At 73.2% G+C, this 19079-nt stretch carries 17 protein-coding genes; 5 read left to right on the top strand and 12 right to left on the bottom strand.

What is annotated here, in order from left to right; genetic code table 11:
* Positions 1-23 precede the first annotated feature (23 nt).
* From ahcY to VMF51_RS22355, 7 genes are all read right to left on the bottom strand, one after another.
* Positions 24-1454: an adenosylhomocysteinase gene (gene ahcY / locus VMF51_RS22385; protein ID WP_325476692.1), complete on the bottom strand. Its 1431-nt coding sequence runs from the start codon at positions 1452-1454 to the stop codon at positions 24-26.
* Positions 1455-1570: 116 nt separating this feature from the next.
* Positions 1571-2515: a DUF808 domain-containing protein gene (locus VMF51_RS22380; RefSeq protein ID WP_325476691.1), complete on the bottom strand. Its 945-nt coding sequence runs from the start codon at positions 2513-2515 to the stop codon at positions 1571-1573.
* Positions 2512-3645 carry an acyltransferase family protein gene (locus tag VMF51_RS22375; protein WP_325476690.1) on the bottom strand — a complete coding sequence of 378 codons (1134 nt, stop codon included), beginning with the start codon at positions 3643-3645 and terminating at the stop codon, positions 2512-2514. The genes VMF51_RS22380 and VMF51_RS22375 overlap by 4 nt, the downstream gene beginning before the upstream one ends.
* Before the next feature lie 30 nt (positions 3646-3675).
* The gene (locus VMF51_RS22370; protein ID WP_325476689.1) at positions 3676-4707 is read right to left on the bottom strand and encodes an SIS domain-containing protein; all 1032 of its coding nucleotides are present in this window, start codon (positions 4705-4707) and stop codon (positions 3676-3678) included.
* 17 nt (positions 4708-4724) lie between these two features.
* The gene (locus VMF51_RS22365) at positions 4725-4916 is read right to left on the bottom strand and encodes a Trm112 family protein (RefSeq protein ID WP_325476688.1); all 192 of its coding nucleotides are present in this window, start codon (positions 4914-4916) and stop codon (positions 4725-4727) included.
* Entirely contained in the window at positions 4913-6289 is a 1377-nt protein-coding gene (locus VMF51_RS22360) for a phosphomannomutase/phosphoglucomutase (RefSeq protein ID WP_325476687.1), read from the bottom strand. Before VMF51_RS22360 ends, VMF51_RS22365 begins: the two co-directional genes overlap by 4 nt.
* Positions 6290-6327: 38 nt before the next feature.
* Positions 6328-6687, bottom strand: a complete 360-nt coding sequence (locus tag VMF51_RS22355; RefSeq protein ID WP_325476686.1) for a DUF3499 domain-containing protein — start codon at positions 6685-6687, stop codon at positions 6328-6330.
* A 49-nt stretch (positions 6688-6736) separates the two neighbouring features.
* Here VMF51_RS22355 and VMF51_RS22350 point away from each other — a divergent pair, with 49 nt between their 5' ends.
* Complete coding sequence (locus VMF51_RS22350) at positions 6737-7189, top strand: metallopeptidase family protein (protein ID WP_325476685.1); 453 nt, start codon at positions 6737-6739, stop codon at positions 7187-7189.
* On the opposite strand, the gene VMF51_RS22345 is transcribed toward VMF51_RS22350, so the two are convergent.
* The 3 genes from VMF51_RS22345 to VMF51_RS22335 all read right to left on the bottom strand — a co-directional run bounded on the left by VMF51_RS22345 (position 7186) and on the right by VMF51_RS22335 (position 11793).
* Entirely contained in the window at positions 7186-8571 is a 1386-nt protein-coding gene (locus tag VMF51_RS22345) for a DUF5719 family protein (RefSeq protein ID WP_325476684.1), read from the bottom strand. The genes VMF51_RS22350 and VMF51_RS22345 overlap by 4 nt on opposite strands.
* Entirely contained in the window at positions 8568-11450 is a 2883-nt protein-coding gene (locus VMF51_RS22340) for a glycosyltransferase family 2 protein (RefSeq protein WP_325476683.1), read from the bottom strand. Before VMF51_RS22340 ends, VMF51_RS22345 begins: the two co-directional genes overlap by 4 nt.
* Positions 11451-11535: 85 nt before the next feature.
* Positions 11536-11793: a WhiB family transcriptional regulator gene (locus tag VMF51_RS22335; protein WP_325476682.1), complete on the bottom strand. Its 258-nt coding sequence runs from the start codon at positions 11791-11793 to the stop codon at positions 11536-11538.
* Positions 11794-11979: 186 nt separating this feature from the next.
* On the opposite strand from VMF51_RS22335, the gene cofD reads away from it, so the two are divergent.
* The 3 genes from cofD to VMF51_RS22320 all read left to right on the top strand — a co-directional run bounded on the left by cofD (position 11980) and on the right by VMF51_RS22320 (position 14800).
* Positions 11980-12990, top strand: a complete 1011-nt coding sequence (cofD, locus tag VMF51_RS22330) for a 2-phospho-L-lactate transferase (protein ID WP_325476681.1) — start codon at positions 11980-11982, stop codon at positions 12988-12990.
* Positions 12987-13958 carry a coenzyme F420-0:L-glutamate ligase gene (cofE, locus tag VMF51_RS22325; protein WP_325476680.1) on the top strand — a complete coding sequence of 324 codons (972 nt, stop codon included), beginning with the start codon at positions 12987-12989 and terminating at the stop codon, positions 13956-13958. Before cofD ends, cofE begins: the two co-directional genes overlap by 4 nt.
* Before the next feature lie 74 nt (positions 13959-14032).
* A complete protein-coding gene (locus VMF51_RS22320; protein ID WP_325476679.1) occupies positions 14033-14800 on the top strand; it encodes a DUF3105 domain-containing protein in 768 nt (255 codons plus the stop codon).
* Positions 14801-14887: 87 nt separating this feature from the next.
* On the opposite strand, the gene VMF51_RS22315 is transcribed toward VMF51_RS22320, so the two are convergent.
* The gene (locus tag VMF51_RS22315; protein WP_325476678.1) at positions 14888-15988 is read right to left on the bottom strand and encodes a mannose-1-phosphate guanylyltransferase; all 1101 of its coding nucleotides are present in this window, start codon (positions 15986-15988) and stop codon (positions 14888-14890) included.
* A 52-nt stretch (positions 15989-16040) separates the two neighbouring features.
* Between VMF51_RS22315 and VMF51_RS22310 the strand changes: the two genes are divergently transcribed.
* On the top strand, positions 16041-16778 hold the full coding sequence (locus VMF51_RS22310) for a TIGR03089 family protein (RefSeq protein ID WP_325476677.1): 738 nt from the start codon (positions 16041-16043) through the stop codon (positions 16776-16778).
* Between the two features lie 28 nt (positions 16779-16806).
* Here the strand turns inward: VMF51_RS22310 and VMF51_RS22305 are convergent, their stop codons facing one another.
* Positions 16807-18939, bottom strand: coding sequence for an N-acetylmuramoyl-L-alanine amidase (locus tag VMF51_RS22305; protein WP_325476676.1), 2133 nt, complete (start codon positions 18937-18939; stop codon positions 16807-16809).
* Positions 18940-19079 lie beyond the last annotated feature (140 nt).

Here is a 19079-nt window from a genome sequence, read left to right as displayed (position 1 = left end):
TGCCACCGCGGCGAGCGTGGTGCTCAGTAGCGGTACTGCTCCGTCTTGTACGGGCCCTCGACCGGGATGCCGAGGTACGACGCCTGCGAGTCGCTCAGTGTCGTCAGGTTCACGCCCAGCGCGCCGAGGTGCAGCCGGGCGACCTCCTCGTCGAGGTGCTTCGGGAGCACGTAGACGCCGGTGGGGTACTCCTCGGTCTTGGTGAAGATCTCGATCTGCGCCAGGACCTGGTTGGTGAAGGAGTTCGACATCACGAACGACGGGTGGCCGGTCGCGTTGCCGAGGTTGAGCAGCCGGCCCTCGGACAGGACGATGATCGCCTTGTCGTTCGGGAAGGTCCAGATGTCGACCTGCGGCTTGACGTTCTTGCGGGTCGCGACGCCCTCGGCCTCCAGGCCGGCCATGTCGATCTCGTTGTCGAAGTGACCGATGTTGCCGACGATCGCGTTGTGCTTCATCGACCGCATGTGGTCGAGGGTGACGACGTCCTTGTTGCCGGTCGCCGTGATGATGATGTCGGCGATGTCGAGCACGTTCTCGAGGGTGTCGACCTGGTAGCCGTCCATGGCGGCCTGCAGGGCGCAGATCGGGTCGATCTCGGTGACGATGACCCGGGCGCCCTGGCCGCGCAGGGACTCCGCGCAGCCCTTGCCGACGTCGCCGTACCCGCACACGACCGCGACCTTGCCGCCGATGAGGACGTCGGTGGCACGGTTGATGCCGTCGATGAGGGAGTGCCGGCAGCCGTACTTGTTGTCGAACTTCGACTTGGTGACCGAGTCGTTGACGTTGATGGCCGGGAACAGCAGCGTGCCGTCGCGCATCATGTCGTACAGGCGCAGGACGCCGGTGGTGGTCTCCTCGGTGACGCCCTTGACCGAGTTCGCGATCGGGGTCCAGTGGTTGGAGCTCTTCGCGAGCACCTCGTTGAGCACCTCGAAGATAATCCGCTGCTCGCCGCTGGTGGCGGTGGCCGGGTCGGGCGCCTGGCCGGACTTCTCGGCCTGGACGCCGAGGTGCAGCAGCAGGGTGGCGTCACCGCCGTCGTCGAGGATCATGTTCGGCAGCTGGTCGCCGGGCCAGTCGAGGATCTGCTGGGTGCACCACCAGTACTCCTCCAGGGTCTCGCCCTTCCAGGCGAAGACCGGGACGCCCTGCGGGTTCTCGGGGGTGCCGTTCGGGCCGACCGCGATCGCGGCGGCCGCGTGGTCCTGCGTGGAGAAGATGTTGCAGGAGGCCCAGCGCACCTCGGCGCCCAGCGCGACCAGCGTCTCGATGAGCACGGCGGTCTGGATCGTCATGTGCAGCGAGCCCGCGATCCGGGCGCCGGCCAGCGGCTGCTCGGCCCCGTAGCGCTCGCGCATCGCCATCAGGCCGGGCATCTCGTGCTCGGCGAGCTGGATCTCGGTGCGGCCGAAGTCGGCCAGGCTGAGGTCGGCGACCTTGTAGTCCATGGAGTGCTCCTGTGGTGGCGGCGGTTCGCTTCGTCCGAGGTTAGAACGGCCCCCCGGTCAACGAGGAATCCTCGGTCGCGCCCCCGCACAGGTCGAGCGGGTCCCGCTCAGCCGGATCAGTGAGCGGCGTGCTTCTTCTTCCCGAACGGCAGCAGGTGCAGCACGCCGACGATCACCGAGCCGAGGGCCAGGCCGTACACCGCGGACGCCGCGGTGTTGACCAGCCAGCCGAGGACCCCGCCGATGCCGGCGACGGCGTGCTCGACGTCCTCCTCCAGGTGGTGGACGAAGTCGTAGAGCGGGTGCCAGCCCAGGTCGTCGAGGCCGACGAGCTGGATGTGGCCACCGACCCAGAGCATCGCGGCGGTGCCGACGACGGAGATGACCGTCAGGACCCGCGGCATGGCCGTGACGAGGCCGCGACCGACCTTCTGCGAGGTCGGCGAGGAGCGCTGGGCCAGGCGCAGGCCGACGTCGTCGACCTTCACCAGCACCGCGACCACGCCGTACACGACGATGGTGATGACGAGGGCGACCACCACCAGGATCGCCGCCCGGGACCAGAAGCTCTGGTCGGCGACCTCGTTGAGGGCGATGACCATGATCTCGGCTGAGAGGATCAGGTCGGTGCGGACAGCACCGGCGACCATCGTCTTCTCGGCCTCCGGCCCCGCCTCGGCGACGGGGACGGCGTGCCCCTCGTGCCCGAGGATCTTGCCCCAGACCTTGTGCGCCCCCTCGTAGCACAGGAACGCGCCGCCGAGCATCAGGATCGGGGTGAGCAGGTCCGGGAGGAACTGGCTGAGCAGCAGCGCCACCGGCAGGATGATCAGCAGCTTGTTGCGGATCGAGCCGATGGCGATCCGCTTGATCATCGGCAGCTCGCGGTCGGCGGTGACGCCGTGGACGTACTGCGGCGTGACGGCGGTGTCGTCGACGACCACCCCCGCCGCCTTCGCGGTCGCCTTGGCGGCGGCCGCACCGACGTCGTCGACCGAGGCCGCGGCGAGCCGGGCGATCGCGGCGACGTCGTCGAGGAGCCCGAAGAGACCGGCGCTCACCGCGAGGCTCGGGTGGAGGAGGCGTCAACAGGCATGGCGCGCATCGTAGCGGCGTCCTCCACCGCCTCGCTGATGACGTCCGCCTCGGCCTTGGCATTCGCGGTCGCGTGCGCCTGGTGCAGGTGCCGCTCGGCGTACCCGACGGGGTCGACGAGGTGGTTCAGGCGGCGGGCGACCGGCTCCCAGGCCAGCAGGAACGAGAGGGCGACCGCGGCCACCACCGTGACCAGCAGCGCGAAGGTGCCGTGGTCGGCGGCCCAGTCCGGGTAGCCGGCGTAGTCGGCGCCCTTCACGGCGAAGCCGTGGAAGAGGTAGACCACGAGCGTCCAGGCACCCATCCGCGTGAACCAGCCGCCGACCCGCGGCACCAGCGCGAGGAAGGCCCAGGCACCGAGGGTGCCGACCATCAGGACGACGGCCCGGATCACGAAGGCCTCGGAGTCGCTGACGTCGAGGTCGGCGTAGCGCGAGCGGTAGTAGAGCCACTCGGTGGCCGCCCACCGGTCGGTCCAGGTGGTCAGCACCCAGATCCCCGCGAAGACCAGCACGGCCGCGACCTGCACCTTCGCGGTGCGCAGTCGCTCGAAGCGCTCGGGAGTCGCGAGCAGGCCCATCACGAAGAACGGCAGCAGGCCGAGGACGCGCGCGAGGTCGAGGGTGTCGCCGGCGTACAGGCCCGCGGCCAGGCTGATCAGGAGCGCGACCGGCAGTGCCGCCGGGAGCCGCTTGAACACCGGCGTCAGCAGTCGCCAGAAGAAGAGGGCGGAGAGGTACCACATCGGCCAGTGCGGATCGGAGAACAGATCCTCCAGCTGCTCACCGCCGACGTGGATCCGGAACAGCGCGAGGGCGCACTCGAAGATGACGTAGGGCACCACGACGGTGCGGACCAGCTGCCACATCCGGCGGCGCTCCCATTCGAAGGAGCGGGAGAGGTAGCCGGTGACCAGGACGAACGCCGGCACGTGCCAGGCGTAGAGGAAGTCGTAGAGGTGGTCGTTGAGGCCGGTGCTCGGCAGCAGCGGGATGGTGTGCCCGACCACCACGAGGGTGACCAGGGCCATCTTCGCGTTGTCGAACCAGGGGTCCCGGGTCCGGGGCTTCGAGGCGGCGGTCGAGGGCGATGGCACGGGTACAGGGGTACCCGTTCCCGAAAGCGGTCAGTCCTCGGTGAGACCCAGGCGGAGGTACTCGCTGGTGTAGGTGCCGCTGAGCAGCAGCGACGCGTAGCGGGCCACCTCGCTCGGGGCCTCGGTCGTCACGGTCTCCACGCGGACGCCGCGCGCGTTCGCGGCGGCCTGGAGCCGTCCGCGCTGCTCGCGTACGACGGGGTCCTCCGCGCCGTCGTCCAGCACCAGCAGCACCGGCCGCAGCTCGCCGCCCTCCCCCGCGAACGGGTCGTCGAAGACGTCGCGCGGGCGGGCGGCCTCCAGGACCGGCAGCAGGTGCTCGGCGTCCCCGGCGAGGGCCGCGCGGCCGCTGGCCCGGCGGATGGACTCGGCGACCCGGCGCGCGGCGCGGGCCGCGAGCACCGAGCCGCCCCACACCAGCGGGTTGGCGTCGGCCAGCGCGATCGCCAGCACCTTCGCGGGGTTGACCGCGATGTCGCGGTGCGGCGAGCAGCTGGTCGCCACCTCGTCGAGGGCGTTCGCGACCTGCTCGGGGTCGGCGGCCGGACCCAGCGAGACCCGGTCCAGGAAGGTCAGCATCGCCACCGCGGTCGCGAGCTGGTCGGCCGTCGCGGTCGGCAGGATCGTGCTCCAGCGGCCGGCGGCGTGCTCGGCGACCAGCGAGCCGGGCGGGCACGCGACCACGACCTGGCAGCCGCGGCGTACGGCTTCGGCGACGGCGGACGCCGTCCCGGTGTCGGAGCCCTCGGGCGCCAGCACGACCACCAGGTCGAGGCTGCCCGCCCAGCCGGGCAGGGCAGGACCGGGCCACGCGACGAACGGCACCGGGCACCACGGCTCCAGCACCGCCCGCAGGAGGCGGGAGTCGGGCCCGGCGGCGATCACCGCACGGGGCCGGGCCTGCGAGAGGCTGCGCGACACGGCCTCCTCGATGGCCTCCGCGGCCGCGCCGACCTCCCGGCGGACCCGCGCGCCGGACTCGGCCAACGTGCGCAGCCGGAGGTCGGCCGCGCCGATCGCCCGCTCGTCGTCCAGGCGGGACTCGTCGAACCAGGTCGCCATGCCTCGTCCGCCCGCGCTCAGCCCGGCTTGCGGGCTTCGTCTACGAGCAGGACCGGGATGCCGTCACGGACCGGGTAGACGAGTCCGCACTCGCCCTGGCAGGCCAACTCGTCCGCGACCGGGGCCAGCCGGCCGTGGCACTGGGGGCACACGATGATCGCCAGCAGCGCCGGGTCCAGCTGCGCGGCCGCGCCGCCCTGCTCGCTCACCGGGCACCCCGGATCTTCGTCAGCACCTCGTCGCGCATGGTCGCCATGGTGTCCTGGTCCTTCCCCTCGGCGTTCAGCCGGAGCAGCGGTTCGGTGTTGGAGGGCCGCACGTTGAACGTCCAGTCCGCGTGGGACACCGTAAGCCCGTCCAGTCGGTCGGTGCTCACCCCGGGGCGTCCGGCGTACTCCTCCTCCAGGGCGGCCATCATCCCGACCTGGTCGGCGACCTCGGAGTTGATCTCCCCGCTGACCGGGTAGCGCTCGTACGACGCCAGCAGCTCCGACAGCGGCCGGTCGGTCTCGGCGAGCGCGGCGAGGGCGTGCAGCGCGGCGAGCATGCCCGAGTCGGCGCGCCAGAAGTCGCGGAAGTAGAAGTGGCCGCTGTGCTCGCCCCCGAAGACGGCGTCGGTCTCGGCCATGGTGGCCTTGATGAACGAGTGGCCGACCCGGGTGCGCACCGGCCTGCCGCCGAGCTCCGCGACGATCTCGGGTACGGCGCGCGAGGTGATCAGGTTGTGGATGATCGTCGCGCCCGGCTCCTTGGCCAGCTCGCGGGCGGCGATCAGCGCGGTCAGCGTCGAGGGCGAGACCGCCTGGCCCCGCTCGTCGACCAGGAAGCAGCGGTCGGCGTCGCCGTCGAAGGCGAGGCCGACGTCGGCCCCCACCTCGAGCACCTTGGCCTGCAGGTCCCGCAGGTTCTCGGCGTCGATCGGGTTGGCCTCGTGGTTCGGGAAGGTGCCGTCGAGCTCGAAGTACATGGGCACGACCTCGACCCGGTCGGCACCGAGCCGGTCGAACACGGCGGGCGCGGTGTAGCCGGCCATGCCGTTGCCGGCGTCCACGACGACCTTCAGCGGGCGGCCCTGGACCGGCGCGAGCGAGAGCAGGTGGGCGGCGTACGCCTCGAGGACGTCGTGCTCCGAGATCGCGCCCGCCGGGGCGCCGTCGACGGGCTTCGGCTCGATGACGAGGTCGCGGATCTCCGCCAGGCCGGTCTCCAGCCCGATCGGGACGGCGTGGGCGCGGCACATCTTGATGCCGTTGTACTGCGCCGGGTTGTGGCTGGCGGTGAACATCACGCCGGGGTGGCCGAGGTGGCCGGAGGCGAAGTAGAGCTGGTCGGTCGAGGCGAGCCCGATCAGGACGACGTCGGCGCCGGCCTCGGTCGCGCCCTCCGCGAACGCGCCGGCCATGCCGGGCGAGCTGGGTCGCATGTCGTGCCCGACCACCACGGTCTCGGCCCCCACGACCTGGACGTAGGCGCGCCCCGTCGCCCGGGCCAGTTCCTCGTCGATCTGTTCGGGGACCAGCCCCCGGACGTCGTACGCCTTGAAGATCGCCTGGACGTTGGCGGGGTCGAGGGTGTCGGCCATGCGCCGAACCCTAGCGGGGCTGATGGGTCGGCTGGGGATCAGTCGGTGCTGAGGACGCGCAGGTGACCCTTGCGGCCCGTCTCGCGTCCGGTCTCCTCGGTGGGCGCGGTCCGCGGCGGCGGAGCCGGGCGGGCGGCCTCGCGGACGGCGTCGGCCAGGGCGAGCAGGTCGTCGTTGGACGGCCCCTGGGCCTTCGGGTCGGGCGCCAGCCGGAGCACCTCCCAGCCGCGGGGTGCGGAGAGCCGCTCGGAGTGGGTCTCGCACAGGTCGTAGGCGTGCGGCTCGGCGTACGTCGCGAGCGGGCCGAGGACGGCCGTCTGGTCGGCGTACACGTACGTCAGCGTGTTGACCGCGGGACGGCCGCACGCGGTGCGCGAACAGCGACGGGTGGGACTCACGCGGCGAACGCTACCTTCCTCCCCGAGCGGCCCCGATTAGGCTCGCGGCGTGGACAGGACCGGCACCCTCCCCCCGGAGCGGAAGCGGCGCACCCGCGACCGCCGCGGACGCGGCATGCGCGGTCCCGGCGTGCTGCCGAGCGACCCCGGCACCCCGGCGCTGCGGACGAAGCGGGAGCGCTTCGACGACCTCGTGCTCGGCATCGTCACCGAGGTCGACGGCCGCTGGCAGGACCGCCTCGGGCTGGTGGAGTACGCCGTCGAGGACACGCCCCAGGTGCCCGACGACTGGGACTCCCCCACCGTCCCGCTGGCGTCCCTGGTGCGGGGCACGGGAGGCGCCCCGACCCGGCTCGTGCTGTTCCGCCGCCCGATCGAGCACCGCTGCGAGACCCGCGGCGATCTCGAGGCACTCGTGCTCACCCTGGTCGTCGAGCAGGTCGCGGAGCTGCTCGGCATCGACGCCTCCGAGGTCGACCCGCGATACGAGGGCGACGACTAGCGAGCGGGCAGGCCCGGGTCGACCTGCGGCACCAGACCGGCCGTGGTCGGCTCGTGCAGCCGGATGACGGCCGCGCCCGTGCCGGTGACCAGCACCGAGCCCAGCACCGAGACCCGGCGCGGCGTCACCTCGACGACGACGGCGCTGTCCGGCAGGTCGAGCGTCCCGCCCGCCCCCGGGGTGACCTCGACCTTCTCGCTCGCGACCTCACGACCGTCGGCGTCCCGCGCGACCACCCCGACCGCACCGACCGCCGACGCGCCGGCCAGCTGGAGCTGCTTGCGTCCCTCGGGCACGACCGCGACCGTGCGGCCGCTGACCGGGTCGGCGGGGACGGCGTGCGACACGTCGCGTCGTACGACGCTGCGCAGGCTGGCCGTCACCGGTCCGGTGGCATCGACCTGGACGCCGTACGCCCCGTCGGCGATCGCGCCCTGGAGCGGGGAGGTCAGCGGCACCCGGGTCGTGGACCGAGGGGCGATGCGCACCTCGTCCAGGCCCTGCGGGGCGAAGACCGAGTCGGCGGTGACGATCCGGAGCTCGGCGCGGAGCTCGTCGTCGCCCGGGTTCGCGAGCACCAGGCTGCGTTGCCCCGGCCCGGACGGCAGGCCGAGCAGCGTGCTCGTGGCCAGTGGCTCCGACTGTCCCCCGAGCCAGTCGGTGACGGGCTCGGCCGACCCGAGCCGGTCCTCGGTGTCCTCGACCGACGCGGTGAGCCGGCCGCGCGTGGTCGAGACCTGCAGCGCCAGCTCGCCCTCCTGCGGGATCAGGGTCGCGAGCTCCAGGCGGCGGGTGGCTCCTCCCGGGACGAGCACACCGCGCAGCTCGCGGGCCTCGACCTGGCCGGCGCTGCCGAGCACGACGACGTCGGCGACGGCGGGACCGGTGTTGGGGTTGACCAGCTCCAGCACCGAGGAGTGGCGCGCGCCGGCACCGACGCCGGTGAACCACTGCTCGGCGACCGGCCGGGGGCAGTCCGTGGCCACGAGCGGCGCCGTACCGCTGCGCCCGGCGACCAGGCCGGGCGCGAGGTCGCCGCCCGCCCGGACGACGGCGGGATCGGGCGCGTCCACCCGGAGGGAGCGACCGGCCTCGAGCGTGGCCTGCTCCTCGCCGACGCTCACCTCGCCGGCGACGTCCCCGGTGCTCGCGACCCGGACGCCCGGCGCGCCGGGCAGCCCGGTCGGGCAGCCCAGGGTCGCGCTCGTCAGCTCGACGGTCGCGGGCGGCCGCGGCTCCGGCTCGACCGGCTCGGTGCCCGCCGTGGCGAGCAGCCCGACCGCGGCCACGGGCAGCAGGACCGCCAGCACGACCGTGAGGTCGAGGCGTCGCCCGGACGAGCCGGCGCGACTGCGGCGGCCGGGTGCGGGAGTCTCGGTCACGACTGCCTCCTCCGGTCCGTGGTCGGCGCGCAGAGCACCAAGACGACCACGATCGCCACCCCCTGGACCACGAGCAGCACGACCCGCAGCCAGGAGCGCGGCCCGTCGACGGCGTCCGGGTCGAGCGCCTGCTCGACCTGCCAGGCGCGGGTCGAGCGGTTCTCGGCGCTGGCCTGCACCAGCCCCGCCGTCGCGTCGAGGGTGCCGGCCACCTCGGGGTCGGCGGGGCTCGGGAGGACGACGTACTCGATCCCGAAGCCGGCGAGCTCGGCGACCTCGCCGCCGGTGGGCCGCGAGACGAGGGTGCGGACGACCCGGGTCAGGTCCTCGTCCTCGGGCGTCAGCGCGAGGACCTCGTCCTCGCCGATCGTCACCCCGTCCCCGCGTCGTACGACGTAGTCGAGGCCGGTCGCCACGTCACCGCGGATCACCAGGATGCCGTGCTCGGGTCCGGTCTCGGAGCTCTGGACCATGTACGCCGGGATGCCGCCCTCCGCCTCGGTCGTCAGCTCGTCGTGGCCGCCGGCCGCGAACCAGCCGAGGCCCACCAGCGGGACGAGCGCGGCGGCGGCCGCGAGCACGGCGGCCGTGCCGCGGAGGAGCCCCGGCCATCCGTCGCGACGGGCCGCCATCACCAGGCCCTGCCCGCCGAGGGTGGCGGCGACGACCAGGACGCCCTGCACCACCATCAGGGGAAGGCCGGTGGCCGCGGGCACGGACACCGCGGCCAGGTCGAGGGTGACCGCGGACAGCACGACGGTGAACACGGCGGTGACGAGCGCGACCACCCAGCAGACGAGCACGGGGATCCGGGTCGCGCGGGGCACCAGGGCGAGGGCGGCGAGGACCGGGAGGACCAGCCCGACCCAGGCGGGCGCACCGAGGTCGTGGAACCGCCCGGTCAGCAGGTCCAGGCCGGTGGCCGTCAGGCCCGGGAGCCGACCGGCGTCGAGCACGAGGCCCTCGGCGGCGCGCTCCAGGATCGCCGGGATCCACCACGGCGCGAGCAGCACCGGCACGACCCCGATCGCGGTCGCGGGCGGTCCCCAGACCGACCGGTCCCGGACGGCCGAGCGGACCACCAGCGTCGCGGTCGCGACCACGACGAGGCTGACGGCCACGGCCAGCAGCCAGGCGACCGGGGCGAAGGCCGACACCAGGGCCAGCAGCAGCCCGACGCGCCACGCGGCCCGCCAGCGCCGGTCGGCGTCCGGGTCGGCGAAGCCGAGCGCGGCATGGACCAGCCAGGGCAGCAGCGCGCCGGCGACGACCAGGCCGAGCCGCCCGTCGCCCCAGGCGCCGCTCACCGCCGGCACCAGGGCGTACGTCGCCGCACCCCACAGGATCAGCCAGCGCGGCGCGCCCTGCGGCGAGACCAGGCGGCCGACCACCCGGAGCAGGCGCCAGGCACCCCACAGTCCGACCGGCACGGCAAGGACGAGGACGGCGCTGACGGCGGCCCCGGCGCTGCCGAGCAGCAGCGTCGCGAGCAGCGCCAGGGGCAGGACGTACGCCGGGGCCGGGACGGCGGTGCCGACGCCCAGCGGGTGCCAGGTGGCCAGGTGCAGGTCCCACCAGTCGCCGGCGGAGTCCGGCGCCGGCGAGAGGCCGCCGCCGGAGACGTGGCCGAAGGCCTCGCGGACCGCGACCAGGGCGACCAGGAGGAAGACGGTGAGCAGCAGGGCGACCGGGTTCGTGAAGAAGCGAGCGACCAGACCGGTGTCCTCGCCCAGCGCGTCCTCGTCGTCGACGGCGACCCGTCGGGCGGCGAACGAGGAGGGATCGGCCTCGGCCTGGGCCGCGCGCCGGCGCTCCGCGACATCGGCCGCCTGGTCGGTCGCGGCCGAGAGGAGATCGCCGAGGAAGTCGAGGCCGTGCCGGTACGGGAGCCACCAGGGCGCGAGGAGGCGGCGTACCTCCTCGTGCTCCGCGACCCGGCCCGCCCCCCGCGACCGGCGGGCCGCGCGGAGCTCGCCGGGGTGGGAGTAGACCGAGACCAGCGCCGCGAGCTCGTCCAGCGCCTGGCCGACCGAGCGGACGAGCAGGAAGCCCAGCACCCGCAGCACGGTCCCGAGGGCCAGCCGGACCACCTGGAACGGCAGGGTGCGCCCGGGGGCGTTCGCGAGCAGGGTCCACAACGCGGCCCGGCGCTCCTGGTAGTGCGTGTGCCGCCCAGTCAGCGGGGTCCGGCGGATGCCGCGGTGGGCGGCCTCGGCGTGGAAGACGACGGCCTGCGGCACGATGAGGGTCCGGTGCCCGGCCTGCGCCGCGCGCCAGCCGAGGTCGAGGTCGTTGCCGAACATCGGCAGGTGCGGGTCGAAGCCGCCGAGGGCCTCCAGCACGGACCGGCGCACGAGCATCCCGGCCGTGTTGACGGCGAGCACCGTGCGGACCTCATCGTGCTGGCCCTGGTCGTACTCGCCGCGCTCCAGCCCGGTCTCGCGCCGGCCGGTCCCTGAGATCGTGACGCCCAGCTCCAGCAGCCGGCGCAGCGAGGGCCACTCGCGCAGCTTCGGCCCGAGCACGTCGGCACCCGGATCCTCGTCGGCGGCGGCGAGCAGGGCCTCGAGGCAGGTCGGGTCGGGGTTGCTGTCGTCGTGGAGCAGCCAGACCCACTCGGGTCCGTCCTCCCCGGCCGCCCCCAGCGCCTCGAGCCCCAGCCGCACGGCCTCGGGGTACGACGTGCCGCCGCCGACGCGGCGTACGGCACCGAAGGCCTGCTCGACCAGCTCGGCGCTCTCGTCCTTGCTGCCGGTGTCGATCGCCACGACCCGGTCCACCGGGACGGTCTGGCTGCGGATCCCGTCGACGACGGCCGGCAGCCAGCGGGCACCGTCGTGGCTGACCAGCAGCACGGCGACGGAACGGGGACCAGGCACGGTCACCGACCCTAGAGGGTCCGTGGAGGGACCCCGAAATGAGAGAAGGCCCCGGGCGTCGACCGGGGCTCCCTCTCAGTGATGCTCAGACTGCGCGCTTCTTCAGCTTGCGCCGCTCCCGCTCGGAGAGGCCGCCCCAGATGCCGAAGCGCTCGTCGTTCATCAGTGCGGACTCCAGGCAGTCGTCACGCACCTCGCAGGTGAGGCAGACCTTCTTGGCCTCCCTCGTCGATCCTCCCTTTTCGGGGAAGAACGCTTCGGGATCGGTCTGAGCGCACAACGCGCGCTCCTGCCATCCCGCCTCTTCCTCGGCGTTCCCGTCGAGGAGAAAAAGTTCTCTCACGGCTATCGCCCCTTCTTACGTCGACCCAGCGACCTGGTGGTGCACGGACCCAACATCCTCACAACACTGGTGGAATTACATGCCTGTCGTACCCACTTAGTCAAGCGCGCATCTGGTATGGGCCGCACTGGTCCGGACCCCTGTCCCGACACCGGTCGCGACGAGCCGGTGCGAGAGAGTAGGCGCATGCAGAACATCACGGTCCTCTCCGGGGGCATGGGCGGGGCCCGCTTCCTGCAGGGCCTCCTCCACGGCATCGCCACCGGGACCCTGCCGGGCATCGCCGCCGACGCCACCGTGACGGTGGTCGCCAACACCGCCGACGACCTCTGGGTGCACGGCCTGAAGGTCTGTCCCGACCTCGACACGGTCATGTACACCCTCGGCGACGGCATCGACCCCGAGCGTGGCTGGGGCCGGCGCGAGGAGACCTGGAGCGTCAAGACCGAGCTCGCCGAGTACGGCGTCGAGCCGACCTGGTTCGGCCTCGGCGACCGCGACGTCGCGACCCACCTCGTCCGCACCCAGATGCTGGACGCCGGCTACCCGCTGTCGCAGGTGACCGAGGCGCTCTGCCGGCGCTGGGAGCCCGGTGTACGCCTGCTCCCGATGACCGACGACCGGGTCGAGACGCACGTCGCGATCGCCGACCCCGACTCCCCGAGCGGCCGGAAGGTCGTGCACTTCCAGGAGTACTGGGTGCGCCTGCGGGCCTCGGTCCCCGCCGAGGCGGTGATCGTGGTCGGTCTCGACGATGCGACCCCGGGGCCGGGTGTGATCGACGCGATCACCGACGCCGACCTGGTCGTGCTGCCGCCGTCGAACCCGGTCGTCAGCGTCGGCACCATCCTCGGCGTGCCGCGGGTGCGCGAGGCGCTCGCCGCGACGCGCGCCCCGGTCGTGGGGCTCTCCCCCATCGTCGGCACCAGCCACGTGCGGGGCATGGCCGAGCAGATGCTGACCTCGATCGGCGTCGAGGTCAGCGCCGCCGGTGTCGGGCTGCACTACGGCGCCCGCTCGGCCGGCGGCGTCCTCGACGGCTGGCTCGTCGACGAGCGCGACGCCGGGCAGCTGGCCCGGCTGCACGAGGCCGGGCTGGCCGCGGCCGCCGTACCCCTGATGATGACCGACCACGACGCCACCGCCGCGATGGCCGCCGCGGCGGTCGGGCTCGTCACCGGGCAGGGACGCGCGTGAACCGGCTCGAGGTGCTCTCGCCGGACGGCGTACCCGAGGTCCGCGCCGGCGACGACCTCGTCGACCTCTTCCTGACCGCGATCGACGGCGAGGTCGAGGTCGCGGACGGCGACGTCGTCGTCGTGACCAGCAAGGTCGTGAGCAAGGCCGAGGGCCGGGTCCGCAGCGGGGACCGCGACGGCGCGCTCGCCGCCGAGACCGCACGGGTCGTCGCGCGCCGCGGACCGACGACGATCGTCCGCACCCGGCACGGCTTCACCATGGCCGCCGCCGGCATCGACGCCTCGAACGTCGAGCTCGGCTCGATCGTGCTGCTGCCGCTGGATCCCGATGCGTCGGCTCGCGCGCTGCGCGCGACGCTGCGCGAGCGCACCGGCCGCAACGTCGGCGTCATCGTGACCGACACCGCCGGGCGGGCCTGGCGGGAGGGGCAGACCGACATGGCCGTCGGCGCCGCGGGCCTGCTGGTCGCCGAGGAGTACGCCGGCCGCACCGACCCGCACGGCAACCCGCTGGCCGTGACGGCACCCGCCGTCGCCGACGAGATCGCGGGCGCAGCCGAGCTCGCGCAGGGCAAGCTCGCGGGCCGGCCGTTCGCGCTCGTCCGCGGGCGGGCCGACCTGGTGCTGCCCGCGGGCGAGGACGGTCCCGGCGCCGTCGCCCTGGTCCGGGCCGAGGGCGGCGACCTCTTCGGCTTCGGCGCGCGCGAGGCGGTGGTGCGCGCCCTGGCCGGCGACCCGGCCGACCGCCGCCCGTTCGGCGCGCCCGCGAGCGCCGACGAGCTGGCCGACGCGCTGCGGCTCGTCACCGGCGCCGACGTACGCCTCGAGGACGGCGGGCTGCGGGTCGCCGTACCCCACTCCGGGGCCTGGCCGGGAGCCGTGGCGGCCCTGGCTTTCGCCCACGGATGGGTGGTCGGTGACAACCAAGATCCGAACGTTGCACATCTGCTACCGCCGGGTCCGTAGACTCTCCCGCTGGACCCCACTGCGGCAACGCCTGGACGTCCCTGCCGATCACCGACCGCGAGGAATGCTCAGCCGTGGCCAAGACAACCAAGTCCGCCAAGTCCGACCGCCAGGCGGTCATCGACGAGATCCGTAAGAAGCAGAAGGGCGCCGAGAAGCGCCGTGGCTTCGCCATCGTCGGCGTCTGCGCCGCCGTTGCTCTCCTGATCATCGGGGCGGCGGCGTACGGACCGCTGAAGGACAAGTGGGACGAGCGGGAGTACACCGACGTCGCACTCAAGGACATCGGCGCGGCCGCCGACGTCTGCCAGCCGGTCACCACCGCGAGCGCGGCCGGCTCCGGCGACCACGTCCCCGAGGGCCAGCAGGTCACCTACGACCACTCCCCGCCGGCCTTCGGCCCGCACTGGAACGCGATCGGCTCGCCCGCGCCGTTCGAGCGGAAGTTCTACACCGAGGCGGACCGGCCCGAGCTGGAGTCCCTCGTGCACAACTCCGAGCACGGCTACAACATCATCTGGTACGACGACACGATCGCCGACGACGACGACGCGATGAAGGACCTGCGCGCCATCGCGAAGAAGTACGCCGGCACCGGCAACTTCCGCCAGAAGGTCATCGTCGCGCCGTTCACCGCCGAGGACGACAAGGAGCACGGCGGCGAGTTCCCCGAGGGTCAGCACATCGCCTTCACGCACTGGTCGGTCGGCGGCGTCGGCGTCACCGACACTTCCAAGCAGGTCGGCGTCTGGCAGTACTGCAGCGACGTCTCCGGCGCCGCCTTCGAGAAGTTCACCGTCGACTACCCGTACCTCGACTCCCCCGAGCCGAACGTGATGTAGCCCGGCTCAGCCGCCTGACGCGCGGCCCCGGTGGCGATGCCACCGGGGCCGCGTGGTGCTTGAGGGGTCCGCCCCCGAACGACGACCTCAGGTCAGGTCGGCCCGGCCGCTGTCCTTCAGCGCGGCCACGATCTGCTTGACCTCCTGCGCGCGGGCGCGCGTGGTGACCAGCAGGGCGTCGGGGGTGTCGACGACGACGACGTCGTCGAGACCCACCACAGCGATGGTGCGGCCGGTCCGGGGGACGACCAGGCCGGTGGAGTCGAGGGCGTGGACGAGCGCGTCGTCGCCGAGGACCGTGGTGGCAGCCGAGTCGTTGGCGAGGAGGGTGGCGAGGGAGTCGAAGTCGCCGATGTCGTCCCAGCCGAAGGCCGCGGGGACGGTGACCACGCGGCCGGCGGCGGCTGCGGGCTCGGCGACGGCGTGGTCCAGGGCGATCTTCGGCAGCCGGGGCCAGACCTCCTCCAGCAGCGCGGGGTCGGCGGCGATCGCGCGCAGGTCGGCCGCGAAGGCCGGGTCGCCCTCGGCGAGCAGGTCCAGGAGCACCGTCGGGCGCGCGACGAACATGCCGGCGTTCCAGCGGTAGCGGCCGGTGGCGAGGTACGTCTCGGCGACGTCGGTGGCCGGCTTCTCGACGAACTCGACGACCCGGAAGGTGCCGTCGTGGCCGGCGAGGCCGTCACCGAGGTGGATGTAGCCGAACGCCGAGGACGGGAAGGTCGGCTCGATCCCGAGGGTGACCAGCCAGCCGTCCCGGGCGGCGGCCGTCGCGGTGGCGACCGCCGCGCCGAACGCCGCCTGATCGGCGATCACGTGGTCCGCGGCGAACGATCCCATCACCGCGTCCGGGTCGGTGCGCTCCAGCAGGGCCGCGGCCAGGCCGATCGCGGCCATCGAGTCGCGCGGCGACGGCTCGCCGAGGATCGAGCCGGCCTCCAGCCCGTCGAGCTGGTCGATCACCGCGTCCCGGTGAGCGGCCCCGGTGACGACCAGGAAGCGGTCGCCGACGAGCGGGGCGAGGCGGTCGTACGTCTCCTGCAGCAGCGAGCGTCCGCTGCCGCGGAGGTCGCGCAGGAACTTCGGCGAGGAGGACCGCGACAGCGGCCAGAGCCGGGTGCCGGCGCCGCCCGCGGGGATCACCGCCCAGAAGCCGTCGATCTCCGCCAACGCGTCTCCCCCGGTCGTCATGGCGAGGAGCCTAGGGGTTCGCCGCAGCCACCGGTCCCTAGTCTTGGCCAGTGTGACGACCTTCTCCCAGCTGCTCGCCGACCAGCTGCGCCGCGACGGCGGCCGCCCCCTGGTGACCTTCTACGACCACAGCACCGACGAGCGTGTCGAGCTCTCGGTGACGACGTACGCCAACTGGGTCGCGAAGGTCGCCTCGCTGCTCGTCGAGGAGCACGACCTCGAGCGCGGCGCGCGCCTGCGCGTCGACCTGCCGCCCCACTGGCTCGGCACCGTCTTCCTCGGCGCCGCCTGGACCGCCGGTCTGGTCGTCACCGACGACGAGGCACCCGACGCCGTGGTCTGCGGCCCGGACGGCCTGGCGCGTTGGGCGCCGCACGCCGCCGACCTGCCGGTCCTGGCCTGCTCGCTGCTGCCGCTCGGTGTCCGGTTCCGCGAGCCCCTGCCGGACGGGGTGTACGACGTCGGGGTGGACGTCTGGTCGCAGCCGGACTCGTTCATCCCGTGGGACCCCGCCACCGACGACGACGCCGCGCTGGCCTGGGCGGGGGCGACCGCCACCCAGGCGGAGGTCTGGGAGGCAGCCGCCGCCGGGAGTCATCTCACCGACGGCGGCCGCCTCCTGTCGGAGGCGAACCCGGCTTCCCCACCGGGGATCGCCTCCTTCACGGAGCCGCTCGCGAGGAGCGGCTCTCTCGTCCTGGTCGCGCGCGCCGCGCCGGAGCGGCTCGAGACGACGTACGTCGCCGAGCGCGCCACGGCCCGCTTCCCACGCACGGCGGACCAGGACTGATCGGGGAAGATCGGTCGGGCCGACCTGGTCAGCCCGCCAGGTCGAAGGCCTTGCCCCCCGCACCGAGCCGGATCGGGGCACCGACCCCGGTGGTCGATCCGGGCAGCAGGTAGATCCGGCCGGACTTCCGGCCCCGGACCACCACGTCCGCGTGCCCGGTGAGCTCGACGTCGGAGATCCCGATGATCCAGTCGTACGGCCCGAGCTTGATGCCGGGGACCACCCGCGCGGAGGTCAGCCCACCCGGTCCGTTGCCGGAGTAGGAGATGAGCTTGCCGCCCCGGCGGGTCAACGTGTCGGGCGCGCCGTCCGCGTCCCACTTGCCGATGCCGACCTGGCTGCGGGCCGAGATCGCCTTGCTGGCGACGTAGGGGGCGCCGAGCGCGGTCGCCCCTCGCCCGGGCCAGAGCTTCATCGTGCTGCCGCTCTGGCCCATCAGGTCCGGGTAGCCGTCGCCGGTCATGTCGCCGACCGCTGCTAGGAGCTTCACGCCCTTGAACCCACTGCCGATCCGCACGGCCTTCGGGAACCGGCCCTTGCCATCACCGAGCAGCAGGACCAGCACGCCGGACTTGCGGCGCATGATCACGTCTCCGAAGCCGTCGCGGTTCCAGTCGCCGGCGTTGAGCAGCGTGTCGGCACGACCGACCCGGCGGCCGGAGTCGCGCGGCGTACCCATCTTGACCTTGCCGCGGTTGAGGCTGATCGGCCAGACCATCAGCTGCTTGTCCGAGGCCCGCCGTACGACGAGGTCCGGCTGGGGCGTGCGGGCGAGGTTGGACTCGAGCTCGCGACCGCTCCAGCCCTGCTGGGCCGCGGCGGCCAGCGCCCGGATCTGCGGGATCTGGGCGTAGAGGTACCTGCCCGGGCAGGCCGTGGAGCCCGCGTCGCGGTGGCCGTTGATGGCCTGGAAGACCTTCGGGCCGACCTGCTGCCTCGTCGAGCCCGCCGAGACACCGTGCAGCGAGAGCTTCCAGGCGAACAGGGCGCCGTACGCCTGCACCATCGCCGCCGTCGGCTTGACGACGTCGAAGTTGCCGATGGCCGACATCGCGAACGAGTAGTCGTTGTAGCCGAGCGTGTGCGCGCCGACGACGGGTCGGTCGACGCCACCGGCACGGCCCTCCCAGATCCGGCCGAACCGGTCGACGAGGAAGTTGTAGCCGACGTCGCTCCAGCCCCGCGACTTCGTGTGGTACGCGTAGATGCTGCGCAGGATGCCCGGGACCTCGGCCCTGCTGTAGTTGTTGGCGTTCACGGTGTGGTGGACGTAGCCGGCGTGCACCTCGTAGTAGCGCAGCGAGCTCTTGTCACGCAAACGCTCGTCGGCCCCCCACTGGGCGCGCGAGTAGATCGTCGGCCTCGGCGTGAACCGCGCCGCCTGCAGCTGCAGGCCGTCCTGGGCACCGTCGGCGGCTTCGCCGTCGGGAGCGGCCGACGGCTCGGGCGCGGACGACGGGGCGACGTCCTTGCCGGTGTCGATCGCCGGCTTCTCCAACTCCTCGCCCGCGGCGACGCCCGGGTCGATGACCGCGAGCCGCATGTCGGCGGGCATCGTGCCGGTCTCGGAGGTGACCTGGACCTGGACCTGGTCGACGTCGCCCACGATCAGCTCGTCGGTGCCGGGACGTGCCCGCAGCGCCTCGGCGCTCCCGGGGTCGGGGGCGTGCTCGTCGTGGTAGGTCAGCGGCTTCCAGTCCGACCAGGCGCCCGCCTCGAGCGTGCGGACCTCGAGGCTGATCTCCTCCTCGGGGATCTGCTCGCCGTGCCCCCAGGTGACGCCGACGGTGCCGTAGCCCGTGACGTCCTGGGGGGTGCTGACCAGCGCGGCGCGGCCGGCGCCGGCGGCCCGCTGGCGGGCCTGGAGCGCCGGCGCCTTGGCGGCCTTGGCGCGCCCGACGACCGACGTCTCCGGGGCGGTCAGCGGGATCTCCTCCACGGTGGCCTCGACCGGCGCGGTCGGCACCAGGGAGGGCTCCGCGGACGCGGCGGTGTACGCCGCCAGGCCGGCGGTCGCGGGGCCGGAGGAGCTCACCGCGGGGTCGTTGTGGATCACGTCGAGCGTGACCACGCTGGCGGCGGGGGTGAGTACGGCGAGGACGACACCGAGCGCCAGGAGCTGCTGGCAGGCGGTGACGAACCGGGTCTTGGAAGCAGGCATGCGGGGGTCCTTCTAGTGCGCGGGGAAGTTCACACGTGACGCAACTTTCACATGAGTAACAGGCACGAAGGAAGGAGAACTGAGTAACTACAATCGTGTAATTTCCAGTCGACACGCCGACGAGTTTCAGATTTGTCAAG

Origin of the sequence: Nocardioides sp. (assembly GCF_035503875.1) — a bacterium.
Classification (GTDB): Bacteria; Actinomycetota; Actinomycetes; order Propionibacteriales; family Nocardioidaceae; genus Nocardioides.
Note: the sequence above shows the minus strand (reverse complement) of the source record. Positions and strands in the feature narration are given on the sequence as shown.